General features: G+C 70.1%; 13 protein-coding genes and 2 pseudogenes. 6 read left to right on the forward strand and 9 right to left on the reverse strand.

Going from position 1 to position 17,060, the window contains the following annotated elements; all coding sequences use genetic code 11:
- Positions 1 to 9: 9 nt before the first annotated feature.
- The 5 genes from ACFY3J_RS08755 to ACFY3J_RS08775 all read right to left on the reverse strand — a co-directional run bounded on the left by ACFY3J_RS08755 (position 10) and on the right by ACFY3J_RS08775 (position 5,256).
- Positions 10 to 174: a hypothetical protein gene (locus ACFY3J_RS08755; RefSeq protein ID WP_172632907.1), complete on the reverse strand. Its 165-nt coding sequence runs from the start codon at positions 172 to 174 to the stop codon at positions 10 to 12.
- 68 nt (positions 175 to 242) lie between these two features.
- Positions 243 to 1,277 (reverse strand): glycosyltransferase, encoded by a 1,035-nt coding sequence (locus ACFY3J_RS08760; RefSeq protein WP_384175057.1) that lies wholly within the window; start codon positions 1,275 to 1,277, stop codon positions 243 to 245.
- 313 nt (positions 1,278 to 1,590) lie between these two features.
- Positions 1,591 to 1,839 carry a DUF6458 family protein gene (locus tag ACFY3J_RS08765; RefSeq protein WP_384174561.1) on the reverse strand — a complete coding sequence of 83 codons (249 nt, stop codon included), beginning with the start codon at positions 1,837 to 1,839 and terminating at the stop codon, positions 1,591 to 1,593.
- Positions 1,840 to 2,010: 171 nt separating this feature from the next.
- Positions 2,011 to 3,309: a M18 family aminopeptidase gene (locus ACFY3J_RS08770; RefSeq protein ID WP_390840594.1), complete on the reverse strand. Its 1,299-nt coding sequence runs from the start codon at positions 3,307 to 3,309 to the stop codon at positions 2,011 to 2,013.
- Positions 3,310 to 3,429: 120 nt separating this feature from the next.
- On the reverse strand, positions 3,430 to 5,256 hold the full coding sequence (locus tag ACFY3J_RS08775) for an acyl-CoA dehydrogenase (RefSeq protein ID WP_384174568.1): 1,827 nt from the start codon (positions 5,254 to 5,256) through the stop codon (positions 3,430 to 3,432).
- Between the two features lie 160 nt (positions 5,257 to 5,416).
- Between ACFY3J_RS08775 and ACFY3J_RS08780 the strand changes: the two genes are divergently transcribed.
- The 3 genes from ACFY3J_RS08780 to ACFY3J_RS08790 all read left to right on the forward strand — a co-directional run bounded on the left by ACFY3J_RS08780 (position 5,417) and on the right by ACFY3J_RS08790 (position 8,217).
- On the forward strand, positions 5,417 to 5,899 hold the full coding sequence (locus ACFY3J_RS08780; protein WP_141366432.1) for an SseB family protein: 483 nt from the start codon (positions 5,417 to 5,419) through the stop codon (positions 5,897 to 5,899).
- 116 nt (positions 5,900 to 6,015) lie between these two features.
- Positions 6,016 to 6,987, forward strand: coding sequence for a pirin family protein (locus tag ACFY3J_RS08785; RefSeq protein ID WP_390840595.1), 972 nt, complete (start codon positions 6,016 to 6,018; stop codon positions 6,985 to 6,987).
- A gap of 183 nt (positions 6,988 to 7,170) precedes the next feature.
- On the forward strand, positions 7,171 to 8,217 hold the full coding sequence (locus tag ACFY3J_RS08790; protein ID WP_384174574.1) for an AI-2E family transporter: 1,047 nt from the start codon (positions 7,171 to 7,173) through the stop codon (positions 8,215 to 8,217).
- A gap of 20 nt (positions 8,218 to 8,237) precedes the next feature.
- Here ACFY3J_RS08790 and ACFY3J_RS08795 read toward each other — a convergent pair whose 3' ends face one another.
- Positions 8,238 to 10,409 carry a SpoIIE family protein phosphatase gene (locus ACFY3J_RS08795; RefSeq protein WP_390840596.1) on the reverse strand — a complete coding sequence of 724 codons (2,172 nt, stop codon included), beginning with the start codon at positions 10,407 to 10,409 and terminating at the stop codon, positions 8,238 to 8,240.
- 204 nt (positions 10,410 to 10,613) lie between these two features.
- Here ACFY3J_RS08795 and aspS point away from each other — a divergent pair, with 204 nt between their 5' ends.
- Entirely contained in the window at positions 10,614 to 12,377 is a 1,764-nt protein-coding gene (gene aspS / locus ACFY3J_RS08800) for an aspartate--tRNA ligase (protein ID WP_390840597.1), read from the forward strand.
- A gap of 71 nt (positions 12,378 to 12,448) precedes the next feature.
- Here the strand turns inward: aspS and ACFY3J_RS08805 are convergent.
- Both ACFY3J_RS08805 and ACFY3J_RS08810 read right to left on the reverse strand, forming a co-directional pair.
- Positions 12,449 to 13,322 (reverse strand): annotated as a pseudogene (locus ACFY3J_RS08805) (hypothetical protein).
- 124 nt (positions 13,323 to 13,446) lie between these two features.
- A complete protein-coding gene (locus ACFY3J_RS08810) occupies positions 13,447 to 13,914 on the reverse strand; it encodes an ATP-binding protein (protein ID WP_384174585.1) in 468 nt (155 codons plus the stop codon).
- A 161-nt stretch (positions 13,915 to 14,075) separates the two neighbouring features.
- Here ACFY3J_RS08810 and ACFY3J_RS08815 point away from each other — a divergent pair.
- Positions 14,076 to 14,950 (forward strand): annotated as a pseudogene (locus ACFY3J_RS08815) (helix-turn-helix domain-containing protein).
- Positions 14,947 to 15,156 carry a DUF397 domain-containing protein gene (locus ACFY3J_RS08820; RefSeq protein WP_384174588.1) on the forward strand — a complete coding sequence of 70 codons (210 nt, stop codon included), beginning with the start codon at positions 14,947 to 14,949 and terminating at the stop codon, positions 15,154 to 15,156. The pseudogene ACFY3J_RS08815 and the gene ACFY3J_RS08820 overlap by 4 nt, the downstream one beginning before the upstream one ends.
- A 69-nt stretch (positions 15,157 to 15,225) precedes the next feature.
- Here the strand turns inward: ACFY3J_RS08820 and metG are convergent, their stop codons facing one another.
- Positions 15,226 to 16,941, reverse strand: a complete 1,716-nt coding sequence (gene metG, locus ACFY3J_RS08825; protein WP_390840598.1) for a methionine--tRNA ligase — start codon at positions 16,939 to 16,941, stop codon at positions 15,226 to 15,228.
- Positions 16,942 to 17,060: the final 119 nt, after the last annotated feature.

Here is a 17,060-nt window from a genome sequence, read left to right on the forward strand (position 1 = left end):
GGACAGGCCCTAGCGGCGCCGCGGGCGCGGCGCCAGCTTGAACAGGGCCACTCCCGCGGCCACCAGGGTGGTGGCCGCGACCATCATGGCCATGCTGTTCATCCACACGCCGGTGGCGGCCAGCGTGGCGCCTCCGGCGCCGGTGGTGCCGGCGCCGACGACTCGTCCGTACATGTCGTTCTCCTTGCTCTGGTGCGGGTGTGAAGAGGACGCGCCGCGGGTGCGGCGCGGGGTGGGGGGGCTCAGGTGGCCACCCACTTCTCCTCGCTGCGGCGCAGCAGGCCCCACAGCGAGCAGAAGTAGACGGCGTGCTGGAAGAGGTCGTAGAGCATCTCCGGGATCATCAGCAGCGCCACCAGCATCGGCAGGGGGCCGGCGCGGCGTACGGAGACGACCTTCTCGACGACGAAGATCAGGCCGATCGAGGTCCACACCGGTGACAGGCCCGGCGGGCCGTACAGGGTGATGGACGTGATCATGAAGGTCAGGTAGACGAGGAAGGACAGCGCGCCGAACCCCATGAGGAATTGCTGGAGGAAGTAGCGGGCGGTGACGCGGGTCCAGCCGTAGTCGCGGAGGTTCTCCAGGGCGCCGCGCTGCCAGCGCAGCCGCTGGTGCCACAGCTTGCCCAGGGTCGGCATGACCTCGGTGGTGACCGCGCAGCCCGCCGGGGACATGGCGCGGTAGCCGAGGGTCTTGACCGCCTTGGTCATCTCGTCGTCCTCGGTGAGGGAGGCGAGGCTGTAGTAGCCGTTGCCGCCGCCGATGACGCCGGCGCGGCGGGCCGCCCGCACCTCGCGCAGCACCCGGGCCCGGAACATGGTGCCGGTGCCGGTGAGCACCTGCGCCTTGCCCCCGGTGCGCTCCAGCTCCCAGGCGTAGCGGTGGAACTCCATGCGCTGGAGCAGACCGAGCAGGCCGCCGCCCTCCTCGCCGTAGAAGACTCCGCCGACGGCGCCGACCTTGCGGTTGAAGGTGGCCAGGGCGGTCTCGGCGAACCACGGGTTGAGCACGGTGTCGGCGTCCTGCACCAGCAGCAGGTCCCGGTCGTCGAGGTGGGGCAGCACCCAGGCGATGGCCTGGTTGAGGGCGCCCGCCTTCTTGTGCGTGTTGCCCTGGGTGTGGAAGACCTGCGCGCCGTGCGCGACGGCGATCCGGGCGGTGTCGTCGGTGCAGTTGTCGGCGACGACCACGATCAGGTCCGGCCGCCGGCTCTGCCGCCACAGGCCCTCGATCGCGGCGGCGACGCGGTCCTGCTCGTTGTGGGCGGGGATCAGGACCGCGAGCCGGGGTCTGCCGGCCGGCTCCTCCTCCGCGGCGTGCGCGCGGCGGGCGGCATGCCGGCCCGTGGGTCGGGGCCGCGCCGTCGGCGCAGCGCCCAGGGAGCCGCCGGGTGCGGCGAAGTCGAGCACGGCAGAGTCCCCCGTCGTGATGGCTGCTTGACGCCCGGTTTCTCCCCTACGGGCTCAAGGGCGCCAAGTCTTCACGATATTCACACAACACGACAAGGAGGTGCGCGTAACGGAATGCTCAATCTTGTTGCCGACTGTCCGTCATGTTCCGCGACCGCGGGACCGGCTCGGCACGTGCTCAGATGCCGTAGCCGTCGCCGTAGCCGTCGCGTGCGTGGTGGTGGCGGTCCTCTTCGACGACCGCGGTGGGGGGCACCATGACGCGGCGGCGCCGGTAGATGCTGCTGAACGTCGTGACGCCGATCAGGCCGACGATCATCAGGATGACGCCGACCACGTGCAGGTCGACCCCCTGCATGTGCCAGTCGGTCGCGAACGTGAGAATGGCTCCCACGGCGATGAGGATGATGCAGCCGCCGAGGCCCATGAGTGTCGCCTCCCTGTCCGGTGTCGGGTCCGGTGGTTCCGGTCGGTTCCGGTCCCTTCCGGTCAACTCCGGGTACCCGCAAGCCGGGTGACCATGCGGAGGCGGCCCCTCATGGGCCATGGGGTCCCCCCTGCTCGAGCGAAGCCGAGCGCTTGGGGGAGGCCGTGCCGCTCAGCCCTCCAGGAACGCCACCAGCGCGTTCGCCAGCAGGAACGGGTCGTCGGCGGCACACAGTTCACGGGCGCTGTGCATCGACAGGATGGCCACGCCGATGTCGACGGTGCGGATGCCGTGCCGGGCCGCGGTGATCGGGCCGATGGTCGTGCCGCACGGCATGGAGTTGTTGGAGACGAAGGACTGGAAGGGGACGCCGGCCTTCTCGCAGGCCGCCACCCACACCGCGCGTCCCGAACCGTCCGTCGCGTAGCGGTTGTTGACGTTGACCTTGAGGATCGGACCGCCGCCCGCGCGCGGGTGGTGGGTCGGGTCGTGCCGCTCGGCGTAGTTGGGGTGGACGGCGTGGCCGGTGTCGGAGGACAGACAGACCGTGCCGGCGAAGGCGCGGGCCCGGTCCTCGAACGATCCACCGCGCGCGAACACCGAGCGCTCCAGCACCGATCCGAGCAGCGGGCCGTCCGCGCCGGTGTCCGACTGGGAGCCGTTCTCCTCGTGGTCGAAGGCGGCCAGCACCGGGATGTACGGCAGCTCCGGCGTCCCCGCCGTGACGGCCGTGAGCGCCGCCGCGGCGGCGTGCACCGACAGCAGGTTGTCCATGCGGGGGCCGGCCATCAGCTCCCGGTCCCGGCCCAGGTAGGCGGGGGGCTCCACGGAGTGCGTCATCAGGTCCCAGCCGGCCACCTCGCCCGCGGCGAGTCCCGCCTCCGCCTCGAGGAAGGCGATCAGGTCGCCGTCGCGGACGTCGTCGCCCAGGCCCCACACCGGTTGCAGGTGCCGCTGCTTGTCCAGCTTGAGGCCCTCCGCCGAGACCTGGCGGTCCAGGTGGATCGCCAACTGGGGGACGCGCAGCAGCGGGCGGTCGACGTTGACCAGGCGGGTGGAGCCGTCGCGCAGAGTGAGCCGACCGGCCAGGCCCAGGTCGCGGTCGAGCCAGGAGTTCATCAGCGGGCCGCCGTAGATCTCCACGGCGACCTGGCGCCAGCCGTGCGCCCCGGTGTCGGGCAGCGGCTTGACCCGCAGGTTGGGGGAGTCGGTGTGCGCGCCGACGATGCGGAAGGGGGTGTGCGGCGCGGCACCCTCGGGGACGTACCAGGCCACGATCGCCCCGCCGCGCAGCACGTACTTTCCGCCCGCCGTGCCGTCCCACGCGTCCGTCTCGCGGACCTGGCGGAAGCCGGCCTTCTCCAGCCGCTCGGCCGTGTTCGCCACGGCGTGGTACGGCGACGGGCTCGCCGTCAGGAAGGACATCAGGTCGTCGGTGTGGCCGCGGTCGAAGCGCTGGCTTGTACTCATGGGTTCACCTTAACGACGTCACGAGGGTCCACTCCCGGTGTCGGGAGCGGACCCTCGCAGGTGGGGGGTGGGGACAGCGCAGGTGGGGGGTGGGGACGGACGCCGGCGCCGGGACCCGTCCTAGAAGGCGGCCTCGTCCAGCTCCATCAGGTCCAGGTCCACGTTCTGGGCGACCTTGCGGGCCAGGGTGACGCCCGGCAGGACGTTGGCCGCGAAGAACTTCGCCGCCGCGATCTTGCCCTGGTAGAACGCCCGGTCCTTCGAGGAGGCCGTCTCCAGCTTCTCGGCGGCGATCGCGGCGCCCTTGAGCAGCAGGTGGCCGACGATCACGTCACCGGAGGCGAGCAGCAGGCGGGTGGTGTTCAGGCCCACCTTGTAGATGCTCTTGACGTCCTTCTCGGTGGCGGCGAGGTCGGTCAGCATCAGGCCGACGAGGGCCTCCAGTTCGGCGGCGGCCCTGGCGAGGTGCTCGCGGGCGTCGGCCAGGTCCTCGCCACCGGTGCCGAGGGCCAGGAACTCCTTGATGTCCTCGGCGATCGAGTTCAGCGCGGCGCCCTGGTTGCGGACGATCTTCCGGAAGAAGAAGTCCTGGCCCTGGATGGCCGTGGTGCCCTCGTACAGGGTGTCGATCTTGGCGTCCCGGATGTACTGCTCGACCGGGTACTCCTGGAGGAAGCCGGAGCCGCCGAAGGTCTGCAGCGACTGGGCGAGCTGCTCGTATCCCTTCTCCGAGCCGTAGCCCTTGACGATGGGCAGGAGCAGGTCGTTGAGCGCGTGGTCGGCCGAGGCGTCCTCGCCGTCGGCCTCCTTGACCGCGATCGCGTCCTGCACCGCGGCGGTGTGCAGGACGAGGGCGCGCATGCCCTCGGCGTACGCCTTCTGCGTCATCAGCGAGCGGCGCACGTCGGGGTGGTGCGTGATGGTGACCTTGGGCGCGGACTTGTCCATGAAGTTCGCCAGGTCGGGACCCTGGACGCGCTCCTTGGCGTACTCCAGCGCGTTCAGGTAGCCGGTGGACAGCGTGGAGATCGCCTTCGTGCCGACCATCATGCGGGCGAACTCGATGATGCGGAACATCTGGCGGATGCCGTCGTGCTTGTCGCCGATCAGCCAGCCCTTGGCGGGGTGGCGGTCGCCGAAGGTCATCTCGCAGGTGTTGGAGGCCTTCAGGCCCATCTTGTGCTCGACGTTGGTGGCGTAGACGCCGTTGCGCTCGCCCAGCTCGCCGGTCTCCCAGTCGAACAGGTACTTCGGCACGAGGAAGAGGGACAGGCCCTTGGTGCCGGGGCCGGCGCCCTCGGGGCGGGCGAGGACGTAGTGGAGGATGTTCTCCTCCATGTCGTGCTCACCGGAGGTGATGAAGCGCTTCACGCCCTCGATGTGCCAGGAGCCGTCCTCCTGCTGGACCGCCCTGGTGCGGCCGGCGCCGACGTCCGAGCCCGCGTCGGGCTCGGTGAGCACCATGGTGGAGCCCCAGGTCCTCTCGACCGCGATCGAGGCGATCTTCCGCTGCTCCTCGGTGCCCTCCTCGAAGAGGATGCGGGCGAACGCCGGGCCGGAGGAGTACATCCAGATCGCCGGGTTGGCGCCGAGGATCAGCTCGGCGTAGGCCCAGATCAGGGACGGGGGCGCGGTGGTGCCGCCGATCTCCTCGGGCAGGCCCAGACGCCAGTACTCGGAGTCCATGAAGGCCTTGTAGCTCTTCTTGAAGGTCTCCGGCACCGGCGCGGTGTTCGTCTCGGGGTCGAACACCGGCGGGTTGCGGTCGGCGTCCGCGAAGGACTCCGCCAGCTCGTTCTCCGCCAGGCGGGTCAGCTCCTCCAGGACGCTCCTGGCGGTGTCGGCGTCCATCTCCTCGAACGGACCGGTGCCGTACAGCTTGTCGCGTCCGAGCACTTCGAAGAGGTTGAACTCGATGTCGCGGAGGTTCGACTTGTAGTGCCCCATGGCCACGGCTCCCGTCGAGGACTCGGCGAGGCACTGGCTCCTCGCATCTGGTTCACGTACCAACTAGTAGCTCCGATGATGCTACCCGTCGGTAATAAGAAGCAACCCCGATCCCGCCATGTGTGACCGAGCCCTCGTGCGGGTCAGTACGCTGTGGGTCATGTACGGATACGGCCAGCCGATGGACAGCGGGGCGGCACAGCAGGGGTACGTCCCTCCGCAGCAGCAGATGCCCGGCGGTGTCGGCGGGTACGGCCAGCAGGCTCCGGCCTATCCCGAGCCCTCGCCGCCCTCGCTCGCGGACGCGGTGCGCGCCTTCACCACGGGGCAGCTGGCCGCCGAGGACTTCCAGCAGGTGTTCGCGACCTCCAAGGTGTACTGCCCGCGCGGCGACAACCCCGGGTTCCTGGCGCTGCACAACACCCAGCAGCCGGTGATCCCGATGTTCACCTCGCTCAAGGAGCTGCGCCGGTACGCGGGCAAGGAGTCCAAGTACTTCGTGATCACCGGTGCCGAGGTGATCGACCTGCTGCCGACCGGCTACGGCTTCGTGCTCGACATGGAGGGCGAGCACCGGATGGTGTTCGACGCCAAGGCGGTCGAGCAGATGGTCGACTTCGCGATGCGCCGGATGTACGGCTAGGCCGGCCGTGGACGCCGCCGCTCGGAGCCCGGAGGGAATTCTCTCCGGGCTTCTTCCGTTGGGGCTGGCAGAAAGTTCAACGCTCAACTAAAGTGGTCGCACAAGGAGGAACCGACATGCCTGCAGTGACTGTCGAGAACCCGCTGACGCTGCCCCGTGTGGCCGCGCCCGCCGATGCCGTGGCACGTCCCGTGCTCACCGTCACGACCGCGCCCAGCGGATTCGAGGGCGAGGGCTTCCCGGTGCGCCGGGCGTTCGCGGGGATCAACTACCGCCATCTCGACCCGTTCATCATGATGGACCAGATGGGTGAGGTGGAGTACGCGCCGGGCGAGCCCAAGGGCACCCCCTGGCACCCCCACCGTGGCTTCGAGACCGTCACGTACATCATCGACGGGGTCTTCGACCACCAGGACTCCAACGGCGGTGGCGGCACCATCACCAACGGCGACACCCAGTGGATGACGGCGGGCAGCGGCCTGCTGCACATCGAGGCCCCGCCGGAGTCGCTGGTCCTGTCCGGCGGCCTCTTCCACGGCCTCCAGCTGTGGGTGAACCTGCCGGCCAAGGACAAGATGATGGCGCCGCGCTACCAGGACATCCGCGGCGGCAGCGTCCAGCTGCTCACCTCCCCCGACGGCGGCGCGCTGCTGCGGGTCATCGCCGGTGAGCTGGACGGCCACGCCGGCCCCGGCATCACGCACACGCCGATCACGATGATCCACGCGACGGTGGCGCCGGGCGCGGAGGTCACCCTGCCCTGGCGGGAGGACTTCAACGGCCTGGCGTACGTGATGGCGGGACGCGGCACCGTGGGCGCCGAACGCCGGCCGATCCACCTCGGTCAGACCGCGGTCTTCGGCGCCGGTTCCTCGCTGACCGTCCGCGCGGACGAGAAGCAGGACGCGCACACGCCCGACCTGGAGGTCGTCCTCCTCGGCGGGCAGCCGATCCGCGAGCCGATGGCCCACTACGGCCCCTTCGTCATGAACACCCGGGACGAGCTCATGCAGGCCTTCGAGGACTTCAAGAAGGGCCGCCTCGGCACCGTTCCGGCGGTTCACGGGATGAGCGAGGAAGGGCTGTAGGCCTTCCCGGCCACTGGGCTCAAGGGCCCCGTCCGCTGGTGGACGGGGCCCTTTCGCGTTCCTGCCGGGCCCCGTGCGGGACGCGGACCGCGCCACCGGCCGGAGTGCCGGTGGCTGACGCCGTGTCACCCGGGTGGACCGTCCGTGCGGGACAGCACGTCCGGCGTGTGATCGTCTGGAGGTGTGCAGGCCCCCGCCCCGCTGCTGCCCGAGCCCGTCCGGCGTCTCGCCGCCTGGTGCGCCGTCGTGCTGCTGGTGTCCGGGGTGGTGTGGATCGGGGTCGAGCTGTGCGTGAAGTTCCGGACCGCGGTGATCCCGGTGCTGCTGGCGCTGTTGGGGACGGCCCTGCTGCGGCCGTTCTTCCGGCAGCTCGTGCGGGCGGGGGTGAACCGGTCGCTCGCCGCCGGGATCACCTGTGTGGCGGTCGTCGTGGTCGTCGGCGGCGCGGTGTACATCGTGGTGGCCGCACTGATCGACAGCGGGGCCCAGATCCTCGCCTCGCTCAAGAAGGCCGCGCAGTCGCTCACCACCCACTTCGGGGCGGCCGGGACCTCGCTGGACGACCTCGCCTCCAACGGCAGGCGACTGCTGGAGAAGTTCGGCGGGACGGCCGCCTCCAACGTCATCAGCGGGGTCAGCGTGGTCGCCGAGTCGATCGCCATGGCCGTACTGGCCCTGCTGCTCGTGTTCTTCTTCCTGCGCGACTCGCACAAGGCCGCCGCCACCCTGCGCACGCTCGCCCCGCACGGGACCGGCGACACCGCGGAGGCCATGGCCCGGCGGGCCTTCGCGGCCGTGGAGGGCTTCATGCGCGGCACGACGCTCATCGCGCTGATCGACGCCGTCTGCATCACCGTCGGCCTGCTCGTGCTGAAGGTGCCCGGCGCGGTCGGGCTCGGCGCGCTGGTCTTCGTCGGCGCCTACATCCCCTACCTGGGCGCCTTCCTCTCCGGCGCGGTCTCCGTGCTGGTCGCGCTCGCCGACCGCGGGTTCGTCATCGCGCTGTGGGCGCTCGGGGTGGTGCTGGCGGTACAGGTGCTGGAGGGGCACGTGCTCCAGCCGCTGATCCAGAGCCGGACCGTGCAGATGCACCCGGCCGTGGTGATGCTGGCGATCACCGGGGGAGCGTCGGTCGCCGGGATCGTGGGGATGCTGCTGGCGGTGCCGTTGACCGCGGCGGCCTTCGGGACCGCGCACGAGCTGCGGGAACGGTACGCGGCTTCGCCGTAGGGCTCATGCCGGGGAGCGGCTCACCTGGCCACCGAGGCCTCGTACAGCTCGAACCAGATGCTCTTGCCCCGGCCCCGCGGCACGACGCCCCACGCGTCCGCGAGCAGTTCGATCAGCACCAGCCCGCGCCCGGAGGAGGCGAGTTCGCCGGGCCGGCGCTTGTGCGGCAGGTCGTCGCCGGTGTCGGTGACCTCCACCCGCAGACGCCGCTCGCCCCTCTCCCCGCTGACCTCGGCCAGGACCAGCGCGTCGACGTCGGTGTGCAGCAGGACGTTGGCGAGGGTCTCCGACAGCAGCAGCACCGCCGAGTCCACGTGCTCCTCGCTCGGCCAGTCGTGCAGCAGCTCCCGCAGTTGCCGGCGGGCCACGGAGACCCGCTCGGGCTCGGCCTGGGCGACCGTCATCAGGGTGTGCCGCAGCCTGGGGCGGACCGCCCGGCCGTCGCGGCGCCGGCTCAGCAGCAGCACGGCGATGTCGTCCTCGCGGCGGTCGGCCAGGGGCCCGGTGGTGTGGTGCGAGGAGGGTCCGTGCACGGCCCGCACCAGCGCGTCGGCGAGTTCCTCGGCGTCGCCGCCGTGCCGTTCCAGGACCGTACGGATCCGCTGCCAGCCGGTGTCCAGGTCGTGGCCGCCGGTCTCGATCAGGCCGTCGGTGCAGATCATCATCGTCTCGCCCGGCTCCAGGGTGAACCGGGTGGTCGGGTAGTCGGAGTCCGGGTCGATGCCGAGCGGCAGCCCGCCCGCCGTCGGGCGTCGCAGCACCGTGCCGTCCGCCATCCGGATCACGAGGTCCGGGTGCCCCGCGCGGGCCACCTCCAGGACTCCGGTGCGCGGGTCGACCTCGGCGTACAGGCAGGTCGCGAAGCGCAGGTCGGCGACCTCGTCGGCGTCCTCGCCGTCCTCGCCGTCCTCGCCGTCGGCGCCGGCGGCGAGGACGCCGTGCAGGAAACGGGAGGCGCGGGAGAGCACCGCGTCCGGGCGGTGCCCCTCGGAGGCGTAGGCGCGCAGGGCGATGCGCAACTGGCCCATGAGCCCCGCGGCACGCACGTCGTGGCCCTGGACGTCCCCCATGACCAGGGCGAAGCGTCCCGGCCCGGAGGACGTGCGGGACCGCGAGGTGGCGCCGGGCAGCGGGATCATGTCGTACCAGTCGCCGCCGACCTGGAGGCCGCCGCCGGTGGGGACGTAGCGGGCGGCCACGTCCATGCCGGGGACCTCGGGGCCCACCGTCGGCATCATCGCGCGCTGGAGGCCCTCGCTCAGCTCCCGCTCGGTCTCCGCGGTCCCGGCCCGGGACAGGGCCTGGGCGAGCATGCGGGCCACCGTGGTCAGCACCGAGCGCTCGTCGGGAGTGAAGGCCACCGGGTAGGTGAAGGCGGCCATCCAGGCGCCCATCGTGCGGCCCGCGACGGTCAGCGGCAGGAACGCCCAGGAGTGGCGGTGGAAGCGCTCGGCGAGCGGCCAGGTGAGCGGATAGCGGGACTTGTACTGCCCGGGGGAGGAGAGGTAGACGGCCCGCCCGGTGCGGACCACCTCGGCGGCCGGGTAGTCCGTCTCCAGCGCCATGTGCACGAAGGGGCCCTCGTCGCCGGGCCGCTGCCCGTGGTGGCCGATGATCGTCAGCCGGTCGCCCTGGATGCCGAAGACCGCCAGCCCGTCCGGCGAGAATCCCGGCATCGACAGGCCGGCCGCCACCCGCAGCACCTCCGCCGTGGAGCGGGCCTCGGCCAGCGCCCGGCCGGCGTCGAGCAGGAAGGCCTCCCGCGAGCGCCGCCAGTCCCCGGTGACCGCTCTTCGCCCGGCGGGGGAACCGGGCGTCGGCTCGGCGACCTCCTGAAGGGTCCCGATCAGCTTGTACGCCTTCTTGCGGGCGTCGAAGGTCGGCTTGGAGCGGCTGCGCACGACGCGGATGATCCGGTTGCGCTCGTCCATGACGCGGATGCGCACCTCGGCGAGGGTGCCCTCGGCGACGGCCAGCTGCACCACGCCGGTTATCTCGTTCCAGTCGACCGGGTGGAGGCGGGCGCGCACCTCGGCTTCCCTGAGCGTCGCCTCCTCGGCGGGCAGCCCGAGCAGTCGGGCCGCCTCGGCGTCGACCGAGACCAGGCCGGTGGCCGTGTCCCAGTGCCACATCCCGGTCGCGAGGGAGGCGAGTACGTCCCCCACGGCGGGCAGGGGCTCACCAGTGCGCATTGCCCCACTGTAAGAAGAGGCGATCGAACACTGCCACCGAAGGTGTACGGCCGTGCGGACTTCGGCCCTGCCCCGGTACTGCCCGTCACCGCCCGGGACCTCTCTCAATGGTGGGGAGCCGATCTTGAGCTGCCCGGTACGCTTGGTAGGTCCGGGCCGTGCCCGCCCGGTGATCCCCGATCCGCGAAGACTGGATGAACGACGATGCATCGGTACAGGTCCCACACCTGCGGCGAGCTCCGCGCCTCTGACGTCGGCACCGACGTCCGGCTGAGTGGCTGGCTGCACAATCGGCGCGACCTGGGCGGCATCCTCTTCATCGATCTGCGCGACCACTACGGCATCACGCAGCTCGTCGCCCGCCCCGGCACGCCCGCGTACGAGGCCCTCGACAAGCTCTCCAAGGAGACCGTCGTCCGCGTCGACGGCAAGGTCGTCTCCCGCGGCGCCGACAACGTCAACCCCGAGCTGCCCACCGGCGAGATCGAGATCGAGGTCGGCGAGGTCGAGGTGCTGGGCGCGGCGGCCCCGCTCCCCTTCACCATCAACACCGAGGACGGGGTCAACGAGGAGCGGCGCCTGGAGTACCGCTTCCTGGACCTGCGCCGCGAGCGCATGCACCGCAACATCCTGCTGCGCACGGCGGTGATCTCCGCCATCCGCGAGAAGATGTCGGCGATGGGCTTCAACGAGATGGCGACGCCGATCCTGTCCGCCACCTCCCCCGAGGGCGCCCGCGACTACGTGGTCCCCTCCCGGGTCCACCCGGGCAGGTTCTACGCCCTCCCGCAGGCCCCGCAGCAGTTCAAGCAGCTGCTGATGATCTCGGGCTTCGACCGCTACTTCCAGATCGCGCCCTGCTTCCGTGACGAGGACGCCCGCGCGGACCGCTCGCCGGGCGAGTTCTACCAGCTCGACGTCGAGATGAGCTTCGTCGAGCAGGAGGACGTCTTCCAGCCGATCGAGAAGCTCATGACGGAGCTCTTCGAGGAGTTCGGGGACGGCCGCCACGTCACCTCCCCCTTCCCGCGGATCCCGTTCCGCGAGGCGATGCTGAAGTACGGCTCCGACAAGCCGGACCTGCGCGCCAAGCTGGAGCTCGTCGACATCACCGACATCTTCGCGGGCTCGGAGTTCAAGGCGTTCGCGGGCAAGCACGTCCGCGCGCTGCCGGTGCCGGACACCGCCGGGCAGCCCCGCAAGTTCTTCGACCAGCTCGGCGAGTACGCGGTCGAGCAGGGCGCGAAGGGCCTGGCGTGGGTGCGGGTCGGCGAGGACGGCGCGCTGACCGGCCCGATCGCGAAGTTCCTGACCGAGGAGAACGTCGCGGAGCTGACCAAGCGGCTGTCGCTCGCCCCCGGTCACGCGGTGTTCTTCGGCGCGGGCGACTTCGACGAGGTCTCGAAGATCATGGGCGCGGTGCGGGTGGAGGCCGCCAAGCGTGCCGGCCAGTTCGAGGAGAACGTCTTCCGCTTCTGCTGGATCGTCGACTTCCCGATGTACGAGCGGGACGAGGAGACGGGCGGGATCGACTTCTCCCACAACCCGTTCTCGATGCCGCAGGGCGGCCTTGAGGCCCTGGAGACCCAGGACCCGCTGGACATCCTGGGCTGGCAGTACGACATCGTCTGCAACGGTGTCGAGCTGTCCTCCGGCGCCATCCGCAACCACGAGCCGGACATCATGCTCAAGGCCTTCGAGATCGCGGGCTACGACCGAGAGACCGTCGAGGAGAAGTTCGCCGGCATGCTCCGCGCGTTCCGCTTCGGCGCCCCGCCGCACGGCGGCATCGCGCCGGGCGTCGACCGCATCGTCATGCTGCTGGCGGACGAGCCCAACATCCGCGAGACCATCGCCTTCCCGCTCAACGGCAACGCCCAGGACCTGATGATGGGCGCCCCGACCGAGCTGGACGAGTCCCGCCTGCGGGAACTGCACCTGTCGGTACGCAAGCCGCAGCCGAAGTAGTCCCCCACGGAAGCGGGAGAGGCCCGGAACCCCCTCGGGGTTCCGGGCCTTTGCCTGTTCAAGGGCTGAGGCTACTCATCCGTGAAGACGTCTTCGGCCGTCGGGGCCGTGACGGCACGCCGCAGCCAGTGGCGCAGGATCTCGGAGTCGCCACAGCCGGTGATGCGTTCCCGGACCGCTTCGGGGACGTCGATGCCGCGCACTTCCAGGATGGCCAGGACATCCTCGGCGGCGCGTCGAGCCTCGCCCTCCGCGCGGAGTTCCTCGGAGAGGGGCGACTTGTAGAAGGAGAGGTCCACGGCCACCAGTTTCCTCCACAGTTGTGCGGCTGGGTGCTTGCCCAGGCCTTGTGCGATGAGTTCGATGATCGGGTCGGCGACGCTTTGCGGTGTGTCCCGCAGAACGGTCGTCATTGGTTTGAGTATGGCCCCGGCGTCCGGATGCGTGACGTGGGTGATCGCGGACAGCGTGGCGAGGGCGAGATCCTTGCGGACTTCGGCCGGGTTCGTGATCACCGGCATGTTGTGCGGTCCCGCGACCAGTGGCCGCAGGGTCAGCAGGGGCCACTGGCGAGGACCGAAGGTGACCTCACGCGCGGCCCATTCCGCGGTGGCGCGGTCCTGGCAGACGACCAGCAGCATCGGCTGCAGGCGATACTTCGTGAGCAGGTACGAGGCGTAGTACGCCCAGCTGGCGGGCTTGTCCGGGTCCTTCCTGCCCTGTGCCTCGACCGCGAGGAGCAGCGGCTCGTCGTCCTCCGCCTCCAGCCGCAGGAGTGTGTCCACGCGGCGTTCGACGGGGGGTGGTCTCGGTGAGGTCGTTGGGCAGGACGGTGACCGAGGTGGGCGGGGAGAAGTCGATGCCGAGTACCTCGGACACCCCGGAGAAGAGGCCCGGATACTGCTGGAAGATGCGGTGCATCGCCTCGTGGGGCGAGCTGACCATACGGATTCCTGTGAGGGTGAGGGGTAACGCACGGACGGGGCATTGCCTCTGGCACATGCCAATCCGTGTTCTACGGGGAGCGTATGAGTGCAACTCGGCCGGGCGGGCGCGAAGTTGGTGATGTTCACCCGGGGGAGTGAGCGTGCGCCGTTTCCGCTGGTCGCGTCGTCGGTAGGTCGAGTTCTGCCCATACGGTCTTGCGGGGGATCGGGCCGAGTTGTACGCCCCAGCGGTCGGCGAGGGACTCGACGAGGAGCAGGCCGCGGCCGGACTCGGCGTCAGGGGTGGGTGGGCGGCGGCGCGGGAGGTCGTCGCCTCGGGTGTCCGTGACCTCGATGCGGAGGGTCGCGCGGCGGTCCAGGAGTGCCAGGCGGAAGTCGCGTCCGGGGAGCCGGCCGTGGGTGGCTGCGTTCGCGGCGAGTTCGGCGACAACGTGTTCGGCGGCCTCGGCCACGCGGTGCGGCAGATCGCGCGTACGCATCCAGTCCGTGGCGAGAAGCCGGGCCAGGCGGGCGCCGCGGGGCGTGGGTGACAGCAGCACGTGGAAGTGGTCGGCGGGCAAGACAAGTTGGGTGGACTTTTCGCTGTTCACGTGACCGAGCGTGGCCGTGCGTGCCTACCGTGAACAGTGACAGCGATGATACGTAGGGTGACTGTCCGGCGCTTGTCCGCTGTTGTCCGGGCTGTCTGAACTGGGCCTACGGGCAGCGGCGTTGTGGTACGGCGGTACAGCGGTACGACGGAGGGTGCGGGATGCGGGTGGACGGCGAGGTGCGGCGGGTCACGGACCAGGCGGACGAGCCGGGGTGGGAGGTGGATCCGGACGATGAGTGGGGAGTGGCCGTCATCACCACTGTGGGGCGGCAGTTGAAGCTGCGGCGAGAGGCGAAGGGGCTGCGGGCCGCCGAGTTCGCGGAGGCGGTCGGGTACGGGGAGGACCTTGTCTACAAGGTCGAGGGCGGGAAGCGGATTCCCCGGCCCGAGTTCCTGGACAGGGCGGACGCGGTGTTGGGGGCGGGTGGCTTGCTGTCCGCGATGAAGGAGGACGTGGCCAGGGTTCGGTACCCGAAGAAGGTTCGGGAACTGGGGAAGTTGGAGGCCAAGGCGGTCGAGATCGGTGTGTACGAGTGCAACAGCATCCATGGGCTGCTGCAGACACCGGAGCACGCCCGAGCCCTGATGGAGGCGGCACAACCGCCTTACTCCGCGGACGATGTGGAACGCATGGTGGCCGCGCGGCTGTCCCGGCAGTCCGTCTTTGAACGCGTCCCGGCTCCGTCGCTCCACTTCGTGATGGAAGAGGCACCTCTGCGCCGACAGGTCGGGGGCACAATGGTGTGGCAGCGCCAGCTCGAACGTCTGTCGGAGGTGGGGCGGTTGAACAACGTCACGCTCAGGTCATGCCGACGAACACGGATGCTCACCCAGGAGTGGACGGCAAGATCGAGTTGCTGAAGTTCCCGGACGGTACGGCAGTGGGACGCTCCGACGGGGCGTTCAACGGGCGGACGATTGCCGATCCGAAGCAGCTTCGCATCCTTGAACTGCGGTATGGCACGATCCGGGCGCAGGCACTCCCCCCGAGGGAGTCGCTGGCCTTCATCGAGAAACTGCTGGGAGAAACATGATCCGCAAGGCCTCCGCCAGCGACGCCTCCGAACTGGCGTGGTTCAAGAGCAGCTACAGCAGCGGCACGGATGGCAACTCCTGCGTTGAGCTCGCCGTCACCCCCGGCACCGTGCATGTCCGCGATTCCAAGAACGTAGGAGGCCCTCAGCTTGCGCTCACGCGCGACGCGTGGAAGGGCTTCGTGGCCTACGCCTCGGAACGCTGACCCGGCAAGGGAGTGCGAAGAGGCCCGGGAACAAGTCGTTCCCGGGCCCCTGTGCGCAAGCGGTGAGCCCTACTCGTCCGAGCCGCCGAAGCGCTCCTTGTAGGTCTCCAGGTCGTCGTCCGTGAGCTTGGCGAAGAGGACCGGGGGCACCGTGAACGGGGTGCCGGCGGGGACGGTGGACAGGGAGGCCGCCTCGGCGGCGGTCACCCAGGTCGCCGTGTCGCCGTCCAGGGAGAACGCCGCGCGCATGGCCGCCGACGAGGTGGGGATGAACGGTTCCGAGACCACCGCGTAGAGGTGGATCAGGTTCATCGCGGTGCGCAGGGTGAGGGCCGCGCCGTCCTTGTCGGTCTTGATCTCCAGCCAGGGGGACTTCTCCTCCAGGTAGGAGTTGCCCGCCGACCACAGGGCGCGCAGGGAGGCCGCCGCCTTGCGGAACTGGATGGCCTCCATGTGCTCCTCGTACTCGGCGAGGAGACGGGCGATCTCCTCCCCGAGCCTGGCCTCGGCCTCGCCCGGCTCGCCGCCCTCCGGGACCGCGTCGCCGAAGCGCTTGCGGGAGAAGGACAGCACCCGGTTGACGAAGTTGCCCAGCGTGTCCGCCAGGTCCTTGTTCACCGTGGCCGTGAAGTGCTCCCAGGTGAAGGACGAGTCGTCGGACTCCGGCGCGTTCGCCATCATGAAGTAGCGCCAGTAGTCGGCCGGGAGGATCTCCAGCGCGTCGTGCGTGAAGACACCGCGCCGCTGCGACGTGGAGAACTTGCCGCCGTAGTAGTTGAGCCAGTTGAAGGCCTTGATGACGTCGACCTTCTTCCACGGCGCGCGGGTGCCCAGCAGGGTCGCCGGGAACATCACGCTGTGGAAGGGCACGTTGTCCTTGCCCATGAACTGCGTGTAGTGGACGTCCGCGTCCGACTCCCACCACCACGAACGCCAGTCCCGGTTCTCCGGGTCCTGGTCCGCCCACTCCTTCGTGGCGCCGATGTACTCGATCGGGGCGTCGAACCAGACGTAGAAGACCTTGCCCTCGGCGGCCAGGTCCGGCCAGGTGTCGGCCGGGACCGGGACGCCCCAGTCCAGGTCACGGGTGATCGCACGGTCGTGCAGGCCCTCGGTGAGCCACTTGCGGGCGATCGAGGAGGCCAGCACCGGCCAGTCGTCGGCGCGCTCGTCGACCCACGCCTCGACCTCGCCGGCCAGCACGGACTGGAGGAGGAAGAGGTGCTTGGTCTCGCGGACCTCCAGGTCGCTGCTGCCGCTGATCGCGGAGCGCGGCTCGATCAGGTCGGTCGGGTCCAGGACCCGCGTGCAGTTCTCGCACTGGTCGCCGCGCGCCTTGTCGTAGCCGCAGTGCGGGCAGGTGCCGATGATGTACCGGTCGGGCAGGAAGCGGCCGTCGGCGTTGGAGTACACCTGGCGGATGGCCCGCTCCTCGATGAACCCGTTCGCCTTGAGCTCGCGGGCGATCTCCTGTGTGATCTCCCGGTTCTGCGGGGACGAGCTGCGGCCGAAGTAGTCGAAGGCCAGCGCGAAGCCGTCGTAGACCGCCTTCTGCGCGTCGTGCGCCTGCGCGCAGAACTCGTCGACCGGGAGACCCTGCTCCTTGGCCGCGAGCTCCGCCGGGGTGCCGTGCTCGTCCGTCGCGCAGATGTACAGGACGTCGTGGCCGCGCTGGCGCAGATAGCGCGAGTACACGTCCGCCGGGAGCATGGACCCCACCATGTTGCCCAGGTGCTTGATCCCGTTGATGTACGGAAGGGCGCTGGTGATGAGGTGTCGAGCCATCGCGGGCTGCTCCCAAGTCGCTACGTGGGGTGACGATCTCGTCGGGTGCGGGTCGTCTACGGAACCTTGAAATCGTAGCCGACATGGGTGGGCCGCCCGCTTCCCGTTTTGAGGGGTGG

The organism is Streptomyces sp. NPDC001231, assembly GCF_042896885.1.
In the GTDB taxonomy this organism is placed as follows: Bacteria; Actinomycetota; Actinomycetes; order Streptomycetales; family Streptomycetaceae; genus Streptomyces.

Excerpts from the sequence above, each read along its gene's own strand:
- ACFY3J_RS08770 (WP_390840594.1), bottom strand. The coding sequence starts at position 3,309 with ATGAGTACAAGCCAGCGCTTCGACCGCGGCCACACCGACGACCTGATG.
- aspS (WP_390840597.1), top strand. The coding sequence starts at position 10,614 with ATGCATCGGTACAGGTCCCACACCTGCGGCGAGCTCCGCGCCTCTGAC.
- ACFY3J_RS08795 (WP_390840596.1), bottom strand. The coding sequence starts at position 10,409 with ATGCGCACTGGTGAGCCCCTGCCCGCCGTGGGGGACGTACTCGCCTCC.
- ACFY3J_RS08765 (WP_384174561.1), bottom strand. The coding sequence starts at position 1,839 with ATGGGCCTCGGCGGCTGCATCATCCTCATCGCCGTGGGAGCCATTCTC.
- ACFY3J_RS08820 (WP_384174588.1), top strand. The coding sequence starts at position 14,947 with ATGATCCGCAAGGCCTCCGCCAGCGACGCCTCCGAACTGGCGTGGTTC.
- ACFY3J_RS08780 (WP_141366432.1), top strand. The coding sequence starts at position 5,417 with ATGTACGGATACGGCCAGCCGATGGACAGCGGGGCGGCACAGCAGGGG.
- ACFY3J_RS08755 (WP_172632907.1), bottom strand. The coding sequence starts at position 174 with ATGTACGGACGAGTCGTCGGCGCCGGCACCACCGGCGCCGGAGGCGCC.
- ACFY3J_RS08775 (WP_384174568.1), bottom strand. The coding sequence starts at position 5,256 with ATGGGGCACTACAAGTCGAACCTCCGCGACATCGAGTTCAACCTCTTC.
- ACFY3J_RS08785 (WP_390840595.1), top strand. The coding sequence starts at position 6,016 with ATGCCTGCAGTGACTGTCGAGAACCCGCTGACGCTGCCCCGTGTGGCC.
- metG (WP_390840598.1), bottom strand. The coding sequence starts at position 16,941 with ATGGCTCGACACCTCATCACCAGCGCCCTTCCGTACATCAACGGGATC.